The organism is Streptomyces sp. NPDC127177 (genome assembly GCF_042672475.1).
Lineage (GTDB): Bacteria > Actinomycetota > Actinomycetes > Streptomycetales > Streptomycetaceae > Streptomyces.
The window spans coordinates 22995-29739 of the sequence record NZ_JBHXUW010000085.1 but is presented as its reverse complement, the minus strand read 5'-3'; the positions used below and the strand labels follow the sequence as shown (position 1 = coordinate 29739).

The 6745-nt window shown below is 69.7% G+C and carries 7 protein-coding genes; 3 read left to right on the top strand and 4 right to left on the bottom strand.

All coding sequences use genetic code 11. The features are described 5' to 3' along the window. Nucleotides 1-170: 170 nt before the first annotated feature. The 4 genes from ACFVJX_RS33580 to ACFVJX_RS33565 all read right to left on the bottom strand — a co-directional run bounded on the left by ACFVJX_RS33580 (nt 171) and on the right by ACFVJX_RS33565 (nt 3444). A complete protein-coding gene (locus ACFVJX_RS33580; protein ID WP_384136794.1) occupies nt 171-752 on the bottom strand; it encodes a Clp protease N-terminal domain-containing protein in 582 nt (193 codons plus the stop codon). Beyond that, the gene (locus tag ACFVJX_RS33575; RefSeq protein WP_384136796.1) at nt 752-961 is read right to left on the bottom strand and encodes a helix-turn-helix domain-containing protein; all 210 of its coding nucleotides are present in this window, start codon (nt 959-961) and stop codon (nt 752-754) included. Before ACFVJX_RS33575 ends, ACFVJX_RS33580 begins: the two co-directional genes overlap by 1 nt. A gap of 31 nt (nt 962-992) precedes the next feature. Next, nucleotides 993-1964, bottom strand: coding sequence for a zinc-binding dehydrogenase (locus tag ACFVJX_RS33570; protein WP_384136797.1), 972 nt, complete (start codon nt 1962-1964; stop codon nt 993-995). Between the two features lie 250 nt (nt 1965-2214). After that, entirely contained in the window at nt 2215-3444 is a 1230-nt protein-coding gene (locus ACFVJX_RS33565) for an NADP-dependent malic enzyme (RefSeq protein ID WP_384136799.1), read from the bottom strand. Nucleotides 3445-3966: 522 nt separating this feature from the next. Here ACFVJX_RS33565 and ACFVJX_RS33560 point away from each other — a divergent pair. The 3 genes from ACFVJX_RS33560 to ACFVJX_RS33550 are packed head-to-tail and all read left to right on the top strand — an operon-like array spanning nt 3967 to nt 6672. Further along, nucleotides 3967-4932, top strand: coding sequence for an ABC transporter substrate-binding protein (locus ACFVJX_RS33560; RefSeq protein WP_384136801.1), 966 nt, complete (start codon nt 3967-3969; stop codon nt 4930-4932). A gap of 28 nt (nt 4933-4960) precedes the next feature. Further along, complete coding sequence (locus tag ACFVJX_RS33555; RefSeq protein WP_384136803.1) at nt 4961-5914, top strand: amino acid ABC transporter permease; 954 nt, start codon at nt 4961-4963, stop codon at nt 5912-5914. Then, nucleotides 5911-6672: an amino acid ABC transporter ATP-binding protein gene (locus ACFVJX_RS33550; RefSeq protein ID WP_384136805.1), complete on the top strand. Its 762-nt coding sequence runs from the start codon at nt 5911-5913 to the stop codon at nt 6670-6672. Before ACFVJX_RS33555 ends, ACFVJX_RS33550 begins: the two co-directional genes overlap by 4 nt. The last annotated feature ends 73 nt before the right edge of the window (nt 6673-6745 follow it).

The following is a 6745-nucleotide window of genomic DNA, read 5'->3' as shown; positions in this document are numbered from 1 at the left end:
TTTCCACGCACCCCCCGCAACCGGTTTGGGTTTTCGGTGTGGGGGGTTGGTTTTTTTTTTTTGGTGCGGGGTGGGGGGCCAGGGGGCAGCGCCTCCGGCCCCCCACCGGCCGTTCCCCCCCCTGCCGTTCCTGCCGTTGGCGTCGCGCTGTCGGCGTCGCCGCGCGGGCCTCAGCCCGCCTTCCGGTCCTGCTGCGCGCCGCCGCCCCCGTCCCCGTACAGCGCACGCTCGACCGTCCCGTAGTCGGCGCCGTGTTCGGCCAGTACGTCGGCGACGACTCCGGAGTTGGCGGTGAGGGCCAGCAGCAGGTGCTCCTCACCGATGAACCGGTCGCCCCGGCCCAGCGCGATCCGCAGCGACTTCTCCAGGATTCCCTTGGCCTCCCGGGTGAACGGCCGGCTGCCCGTCCAGCGACGCCGACCCTTGCGACCGCCCTCCAGGGCCCCCTCGCCGTGCGCCTCCTCGATGCGGTCCACGATCGCGGTGAGGTCGATGCCGATGCCGGCGAGTGCCTCCGCGTCGGCCCTGGTCATACCGCCACGCCTGCGGGCGTCGGCCAGCGCGGCCTCCACCGAGCCCCGGCGGTCCCCGATGCCGAGCGCGGCCAGGGCGAACGACGCCCTGCCGCCCTCCTGGTCCAGCAGCGCGAGCAGGAGGTGCTCCTCGGTGATCGAACCGGCCCCGGCCCGTCCGGCATGGGCCTCGGCACCGGTCACGGTGGCGCGAGCCCCTCCGGTGAATCGCTCGAACATCAACGCCTCCCGTACTTCTTGTGCACGGCCTGCCGACTGACGCCCAGTTCGGCCGCGATCTCCTGCCACGACCAGCCCTGAACACGGGCGCTTCCGACTTGTACGGCTTCCAGTTGCTCCAGCAGCCGCCGCAGCGCGGCGACCGACCGCAACCCCACACGGGGGTCGCGGTCGCCGGCACGCTCGGCGAGATCCGTCGCTTCGGTCATGGTGTCAACGTACATTGACACACTCTCCATGTCAACCAGAGTTGACAGTCAGCACGATCTTCCCGAACTGGTCGCCCGAGGCGAGCCTTTCGAAGCCCTCGCGGGCCCGGTCCAGCGGCAGCACGTCATCGATGAGGGGGCGCACCCCCGTGGCCGCACAGAAGGCGAGCAGGTCCTCCAGCTCGTCCTTGGACCCCATGGTCGAGCCGACGACCTTCAGCTCCAGGAAGAAGATCCGGGTCAGCTCGGCGTGCGAGGGGCGGTCGCCGCTGGTGGCCCCGGAGATGACCAGCGTGCCGCCGGGGCGCAGGGACTTGACCGAGTGGGACCAGGTGGCGGCGCCGACCGTCTCGATGACGGCGTCGACCCGGTGGGGCAGCCGCGCGCCCGGCTCGTACGCCTCGATGGCGCCGAGTTCGACGGCCCGCTTGCGCCGGGCCTCGTCGCGGCTGGTGGCGTAGACGCGCAGCCCGGCGGCCCGGCCGAGCACGATCGCGGCCGTCGCGACTCCGCCGCCGGCGCCCTGGACGAGTACGGAATCGCCGGGCCGCACACCGGCGTTGGTGAAGAGCATCCGGTACGCGGTCAGCCAGGCGGTGGGCAGACAGGCCGCCTGCTCGAAGGTGAGCTCCTTCGGCTTGGGCAGCACGTTCCAGCTGGGGACGGTGACCTGCTCGGCGAAGGTGCCCTGGTAGCGCTCGGTGAGGATGGAACGGGGCTCGTCGGGGCCGACCCCGTGTCCGGTCTGGCCGATGACGGAGTGCAGGACGACCTCGTTGCCGTCCTGGTCGGTGCCCGAGGCGTCGCAGCCGAGGATCATCGGCAGCTTGTCCTCGGCGAGGCCGACACCGCGGAGCGACCAGAGGTCGTGGTGATTGAGGGAGGCGGCCCGGACGTTGACGGTGGTCCAGCCCGGGCGCGCACCAGGAGCGGGGCGTTCGCCCAGCTCAAGGCCGTTGAGGGGGTGGTCGCGGTCGAGGCGGGATGCGTAGGCGGCGAACATGGGGCCGACGATAGGCCGGGCGGCGGCCCGGCGTAACCGGCTGCGGGTGTGACACGCACCGCGCGTGACGGACCCCTCCCGGGGGCTCCGCCCCGGACCTCGCCCCGGACGCCGCGCCTCACACGCCGGTGGGCGAAGCCAAGCCCCTCCGGTGATCGAGGAGCGGGGGTGCGGGGGCGCTGCCCCCGCGAAGGGGTCCGGGTGCAGCGCCCCCGCGAAGAGCGGCGCCGCCCCCGGACCCCACCAGGACTCAGCGCCGGGCCACGCCCTCCGCCCGCGCCGCCGCGGCCACCGCCGCCGTGACCGCCGGAGCCACCCGCTCGTCGAACGGCGAAGGGATCACGTACTCCGCGGCCAGCTCGTCGCCCACCACGTCGGCCAGCGCGTTCGCCGCGGCGATCTTCATGCCCTCGGTGATCCGCGACGCCCGCACCTGGAGGGCGCCCGCGAAGATGCCGGGGAACGCCAGCACGTTGTTGATCTGGTTCGGGTAGTCCGACCGCCCGGTCGCCACGACGGCCGCGTACTTGTGCGCGATGTCGGGGTGCACCTCGGGGTTCGGGTTCGCCATGGCGAAGACGAACGCGCCGGGCGCCATCGAGGCGACGGCCCGCTCAGGGACCGTACCGCCCGAGACGCCGATGAAGACGTCCGCACCGGCCAGCGCGGTCTCCAGCGATCCGGAGATACCGGCCTTGTTCGTGAGCGCGGCCAACTCCCGCTTGACGTCCGTCAGATCCTCGCGGTCCCGGCTGACGATGCCCTTGCGGTCGGCGACGGCGACATCTCCGAGCCCCGCCTCCAGCAGGAACTTGGCGATGGCCACCCCGGCGGCGCCCGCGCCCGAGATGACGGCGCGCAGCTCGCCCAGGCCGCGGCCCGAAAGCTTCGCGGCGTTGCGCAGAGCCGCGAGCGTGACCACGGCGGTGCCGTGCTGGTCGTCGTGGAAGACCGGGATGTCGAGCCGCTCCTGGAGCTTGCGCTCGATCTCGAAGCAACGCGGGGCCGAGATGTCCTCCAGGTTCACACCGCCGAAGGACGGGGCGAGCCGGACGACGGTCTCCACGATCTCGTCGGCGTCGGTGGTCGCGAGCGCGATCGGCACCGCGTCGACACCGCCGAACTGCTTGAACAGGATCGCCTTGCCCTCCATCACGGGGAGGGACGCCTCGGGTCCGATGTCGCCGAGCCCGAGCACCGCCGTGCCGTCCGTCACGACGGCGACGACCTGCGACTTCCAGGTGTAGTCGTGGACGAGTTCGGGATTGTCCGCAATCGCGCTGCACACCTTCGCCACACCGGGCGTGTACGCGAGGGACAGGTCGTCCTTGTTCAGGATCGGGACGGTGGCCTGCACGGCCATCTTCCCGCCGCGGTGAAGAGCGAAGGCCGGATCGAACGGCTCGTCGGTCGCGCTGCCCGCGTTGTCCGTGCTGTCTGTGCTGCTGTCGCTGCGAGGATTGACGATCTCCGCTGCCATGGTGTTGACCCCTTAAGTCTTCATCGTTTGAGGGTGGCCACTCCTGGTTGAGGAGGGGTGGGCGGGCACCGCGTACGTCCCCTGCGCTGGGCGATTGGCCCGCCCGACAGGGGGGAGGTACGTACGCGCGGGCGCGCCGCACACGCGCCCTGAGCCCCGGATGAGGGGTGTAAACGTCTTTCATACCGGACGGACCGGGTCACGGACGAGTCCACGCCCACGCGGTGACGTGACTCATAGACGAATATCTGGACAAGTCCGCCACGCGGCGAATTGACGTCCATTGACTGAGACGCGCCGCAGATTCTGCGGCCGCGGGAAAGGAACCCGATAGAAGGTCCGGCCCGCGGTACCGGCCTCGCGAGGTTCGGGGATCGCCCGTTACCCGATTTTGACATGCCCGGCCCCCTGAATGCGCTGGTCCGAATGGCAAGATGCCGTAATCGCACAAGGCGGCGACACCCGACGCCGTGTGCCAAACCGCCTGGCAACACCACCCTCATCTGCCGGAGGAACCCGATCATGACCGCAAGCACCACTCGTCGTACGACCGCGAAGTCCCGGATTGCAGCGGTCGGCGCCATCGCGGTCGCCGGCACCATGCTGCTGACCGCCTGTGGCGACCAGACCAAGAACGGCTCGGACACGGCGAAGACCACGACCGGTGCCTCCACCGGTGCCGGCTCCGCCGCCGACCTCCTCCCCCCGGAGATCAAGTCCAAGGGCGTCATCAAGGTCGGCTCGGACATCGCCTACCCGCCGGTCGAGTTCAAGGACAAGTCCGGCAAGACGGTCGGCATCGACCCCGACCTCGCGGCGGCGCTCGGCAAGGAGCTGGGCGTGGAGTTCCAGTTCGAGAACGGAACCTTCGACACCCTGGTCACGGGTCTGCGCTCCAAGCGCTACGACCTGGCCATGTCGGCGATGACCGACACCAAGGACCGCCAGGAGGGTGTCGACCCCGAGACCAAGAAGAAGGTCGGCGAAGGGGTCGACTTCATCGACTACTTCACCGCCGGCGTCTCGATCTACACCAAGAAGGGTGACGACCAGGGGATCAAGACCTGGTCCGACCTCTGCGGCAAGAAGATCGCCGTCCAGCGCAACACCGTCTCGCACGACCTCGCCAAGACCGAGTCGAAGAAGTGTACGGGCGGCAAGAAGATCGCCATCGAGCCCTACGACAACGACCTCGAGGCCCAGACCCGGCTGCGCTCCGGCGGGGCCGACGCCGGCTCCTCCGACTTCCCGGTGGCCGCGTACGCGGTGAAGACCTCGGGCGGCGGCAAGGACTTCCAGCTCGTCGGCGACCAGGTGGAGGCGGCCCCGTACGGCATCGCCGTCGCCAAGGGCAACGACAAGCTCACCGCGGCCGTCAAGGCGGCCATGGACGCCATCATCAAGAGCGGCGAGTACGAGAAGATCATCGCCAAGTGGGGCGTGGAGGCCGGTGCGGTCACCGAGGCCAAGCTGAACGGCGGATCCTGACCGGATCCGGCGCTGAAAGGCATCAGCCGTGACTGACATCGAGAAGAAGACGGGCCCGGCCGAAGAGCCGCCCGCATCCCCCACCCCGGCGGCCGGACCCGAGGCGATCAAGGCCATCCCGGTCCGGCACTACGGCCGGTACGTCTCGGCGGTCATCGCGATCGCCGCACTCGTCGCGATCATCTACGCGTTCAGCCAGGGCAAGATCAACTGGGGCGCGGTCCCGGACTACTTCTTCGACGACCGCATCATCACCGGCGTCGGCCAGACCCTGCTGCTGACCGCCCTGTCGATGGTGATCGGCGTGGTCGGCGGCATCCTGCTCGCCGTCATGCGCCTGTCGAAGAACCCCGTGACCTCGTCGATCGCCTGGTCGTACATCTGGTTCTTCCGCGGTACCCCGGTCCTGGTCCAGCTGTTCGTCTGGTTCAACCTCGGCCTGGTCTTCCAGTACATCAACCTCGGGCCGATCTACAAGGACTACTGGTCGAGCTTCATGACGCCGCTGCTGACGGCGCTGCTCGGACTCGGCCTCAACGAGGCCGCGTACATGGCGGAGATCTGCCGGGCCGGTCTGCTCTCGGTCGACGAGGGCCAGACGGAGGCGTCCCACGCGCTGGGCATGAGCCACGCCAAGACGCTGCGCCGCGTCGTGATCCCGCAGGCCATGCGGGTGATCGTGCCGCCGACGGGCAACGAAGTCATCAACATGCTCAAGACCACCTCGCTGGTGGCGGCCGTGCAGTTCTACGAACTCTTCAAATACGCCCAGGACATCGGGCAGGCATCCGGGGCCCCGGTGGAGATGTACTTCCTCGCCGCGGCCTGGTATCTGATCATGACCTCGGTGCTGAGCATCGGGCAGTACTACCTGGAGCGGTACTACGCCCGCGGCTCCAGCCGCAGTCTGCCGCTCACCCCGATGCAGAAGATCAAGGCCAACATGCTGTCGCTGGGCCGCCCGAAGGGAGGCATGGCATGACCGCCATGGTGAAGGCCGAGGGCGTCCACAAGTCCTTCGGCGCCGCGCACATCCTCAAGGGCATCGACCTGGAGGTCGCCCCGCGCGAGGTCTTCTGTCTGATCGGCCCGTCCGGTTCCGGCAAGTCGACCTTCCTGCGGTGCATCAACCACCTGGAGCAGATCAGCGCCGGCCGGCTCTCCGTCGACGGCGAGCTGGTGGGCTACCGCCAGAAGGGCGACAAGCTCTACGAGCTCAAGGACAGCGAAGTCGCCCTGAAGCGCCGGGACATCGGCATGGTCTTCCAGCGCTTCAACCTGTTCCCCCACATGACGGCCATCGAGAACGTCATGGAGGCGCCCGTCCAGGTCAAGCGCGAGTCCAAGGCGGTCGCCCGGGCCCGCGCCGAACGGCTGCTGGACCGGGTCGGCCTGTCCGACAAGGCGAACAACTACCCCTCGCAGCTCTCCGGCGGACAGCAGCAGCGGGTGGCCATCGCCCGGGCGCTGGCCATGGAGCCGAAGCTGATGCTCTTCGACGAGCCCACGTCGGCGCTCGACCCGGAGCTGGTGGGCGACGTCCTGGACGTCATGCGCGGTCTCGCCGAGGACGGCATGACGATGATCGTCGTCACCCACGAGATGGGCTTCGCCCGTGAGGTCGGCGACGCGCTGGTCTTCATGGACGACGGCGTGGTCGTCGAGTCGGGCCACCCGCGCGACGTGCTGACCGACCCGCAGCACGACCGGACGAAGTCGTTCCTGTCGAAGGTGCTGTAGCCCGTACACGGCGAGGGGGAGGGCGGGGCGGGTCGGCGGGGCCCGACCGCCCGCCCCCGCGTCCCGAGGCGCG

Bases quoted from the DNA above. Each gene is read 5' to 3' on its own strand.
- ACFVJX_RS33580 (WP_384136794.1), bottom strand. From the start codon at position 752: ATGTTCGAGCGATTCACCGGAGGGGCTCGCGCCACCGTGACCGGTGCC.
- ACFVJX_RS33575 (WP_384136796.1), bottom strand. From the start codon at position 961: ATGACCGAAGCGACGGATCTCGCCGAGCGTGCCGGCGACCGCGACCCC.
- ACFVJX_RS33570 (WP_384136797.1), bottom strand. From the start codon at position 1,964: ATGTTCGCCGCCTACGCATCCCGCCTCGACCGCGACCACCCCCTCAAC.
- ACFVJX_RS33565 (WP_384136799.1), bottom strand. From the start codon at position 3,444: ATGGCAGCGGAGATCGTCAATCCTCGCAGCGACAGCAGCACAGACAGC.
- ACFVJX_RS33560 (WP_384136801.1), top strand. From the start codon at position 3,967: ATGACCGCAAGCACCACTCGTCGTACGACCGCGAAGTCCCGGATTGCA.
- ACFVJX_RS33550 (WP_384136805.1), top strand. From the start codon at position 5,911: ATGACCGCCATGGTGAAGGCCGAGGGCGTCCACAAGTCCTTCGGCGCC.